Annotated in this window: 2 protein-coding genes and 1 pseudogene; all 3 read right to left on the minus strand. The window is 68.1% G+C overall.

Annotation, left to right across the window (positions count from 1 at the left end):
• Positions 1–147: 147 nt before the first annotated feature.
• Entirely contained in the window at positions 148–1332 is a 1185-nt protein-coding gene (locus tag KIT10_16260; GenBank protein MCW5900813.1) for a transposase, read from the minus strand.
• Positions 1333–1341: 9 nt separating this feature from the next.
• On the minus strand, positions 1342–1947 hold the full coding sequence (locus KIT10_16265; GenBank protein MCW5900814.1) for a tyrosine-type recombinase/integrase: 606 nt from the start codon (positions 1945–1947) through the stop codon (positions 1342–1344).
• A gap of 6 nt (positions 1948–1953) precedes the next feature.
• Positions 1954–2202 (minus strand): annotated as a pseudogene (locus KIT10_16270) (phage integrase N-terminal SAM-like domain-containing protein).
• Positions 2203–2413 lie beyond the last annotated feature (211 nt).

The raw sequence follows: 2413 nt of genomic DNA on the forward strand, positions 1-2413 counted from the left end.
CTCACACCAGGGTCTTGCTTCCGGTCAAAATCGCCTGCGCCCGCTGCCCCGGCACGCCCCGGGCACACCGCCCCGGTCCACGTCGCCCGCGCGTTTTCCGCCGGGCGCGCCCCAACCCTCGAACCTTGAACACGAAGCGGCATCCCGTCAGGGCGGCGCCCGGTCTTGACCGCGCCTGGCCGGACGTTGTCCCGGTCGCCAGCGTTCCACCAGCACCAGCACCCCGCCGCACCGCGCGCACTGGAGGGGTGGCGGGTTGCGGGTGCAAGGTTGAGGGTCCGCCGGTTCGGGCCCGGCTCCGGTCGGCGGTTGCCACGCGGCTGCTTCGGCCGCGGTGAGCACCGGCGACTGGTGCAACAACGCGCGCACGCGGTTGAGCTTCCCCCGTCCGCCCGGATGCCACCAGCCGAAGCGGCGCACGCGATGAAAGCCCCGCGGCAGCACGTGCTGCAGAAAGCGCCGGATCAACTCGAACGGTTCGAGGTCCACGTGCCGCCACGCCCGGGTGGCGCTCTCGCGATAGCGCCAGCGCAGCCGGCCGTCGGGTTGCACGGGCAACGCCCGATTGCCTGTCGCCGTCTTAAAGACGTAGCGGCTCAGGTAACGCAACGCCGGTTCGCCCGCGCCCACCGCCGCGCTATGCACCACCCAGCGCTGCTTCCACACACTGGCGGAGATGTGGCGCAGTGCGTCCGGCGCCTGTTGCTCCAGTCCCTGCCGAAACAGATTCCGGCAACGGTCGCTCAACGCCTTGACCGGCAGCAGGAAGTTGGGTTTGGCGCTCACCCACCGGCGCTGGTCCAAACTCAACCCCCCACCCGCCACGAGGAAGTGGATGTGCGGATGGTGAATGAGGGTGCGGCTCCAGGTGTGCAACACGCCCAGCATCCCCAGCGTGGCCCCGAGCCGGCTCTGCGCCAGGTCCTGCAACGCCTGCGCGCTGGCGTCAAACAACCGGTCGTAGCCCAAGGCCGGATGACGCCGCAACCAACCGCGCAACGCCTCCGGCACCGTGAACGTCACCAGGAAGTAGGGCACGGGCAGCAGCCACGCTGCTTGCGCCGCCAGCCATTCTTCCGACTCCTCCCGCCCGCACTGCGGACAATGCCGGTCGTTGCACGAGTGGTAGGTGAAGTGGCGCTGACCGCAGCGCGGACAGTGATGCAGGGCGCCGCCCAGGGCCGGGGTGCGACACGGGAGCAGCTTACGCAACACTTCGCGTTGCCGGGCGGGCATCGTGGCGCCAAAGCGTGCGAGGTAGGCCGGTCCGTGTTGAACCAGCACCTCGTGCAGACGCACCGTGCCCTCGGTGGAACCGACGGGCGCGGACATGACCCGGCCTCAGAGATCGGCCATGAACGTGTTGAGCCGTCGTTGATGCTGGGTCTGGCAGAGACTCGTCAGATGCGTGTAGATCACCGTCACGTTGGGACTGTGATGGCCGAGGTTGACCTGGAGTTGACGCAGGTTCTCGCCCTGCTCCAGCAAGTGGGTGGCGTAGGAATGGCGCAACGTGTGGATGTGGGCGGCCTTGCGGATGCCGCTGGCTGTGAGCGCCAGGCGGAAGGCCCGTTGCAGCGTGGAACGATCCAGCGGGCGGGTGGCGGTGGCGGCGCCCTGGCCGGAACGCCCCTTGGCCGGGAAGAGCAGGCGCGGATGGCGATGGGTCTTCCAGTGTTGCCGCAAGAGTTCCAACGTGCGTTGCGGCAGCGGGACGTAGCGGTCCTTGTTGCCCTTGCCGCCGCGGATGTGCAGGAACATGCGTCCCGAATCAATGTCGCCCACCTCCAGCTTGAGGGCTTCGCCCAGGCGCAGGCCGCAGGAGTAAATCGTCGTCAGCGCGACGCGATGATCCAGGGCGGGCACGCGCTCGAGAAGGCGGCGCACCTCGGCGGCCGCGAGGATGACGGGCAGTTTGAACTGGGGATCGGCGCGGACCAGTGCCACCTCGGCGGGCCAGGGGCGGCGGAGGGTTTTCTCCCAGAAAAGCTTGATGGCGCAGAGGGCCTGGGTGGCGGTCGGCCGGGCGACCTGCTTGACGGTCTTGAGATGAATGAAGTACTGGCGGAGCTGTTCGGGGCTGATCTGATCGGGAGAACAGTTGAAGTGTTCGCCGAGCTGTCGAACGCAGGCGTGGTAGGCCTGTTCGGTGCGGGGCCCGACGGGCAGGAGCTTCAGGTCGTCGGCGAAGGAATTGAGGATTGCGTGCGGGACGGACTTTTTTTATGCATGGTCGTGTTGAATAATGTTAGTTCGGTGTCGGGGTCCGGGGCGGCCCATCAGCCGCCCGGACGCCGCCCAGAATACCGGAGCGCAGCGCGTGATGAAATCTCCAACTGACCTTGGCGGCCCCGACCGGGCCTTGGGCCGTGGCGCTCCCGCTCCACGCCGCCGCGTAGCGGCTTCGTTCAAC

The organism is Flavobacteriales bacterium (assembly GCA_026129465.1).
Lineage (GTDB): Bacteria > Bacteroidota > Bacteroidia > Flavobacteriales_F > PHOS-HE28 > PHOS-HE28.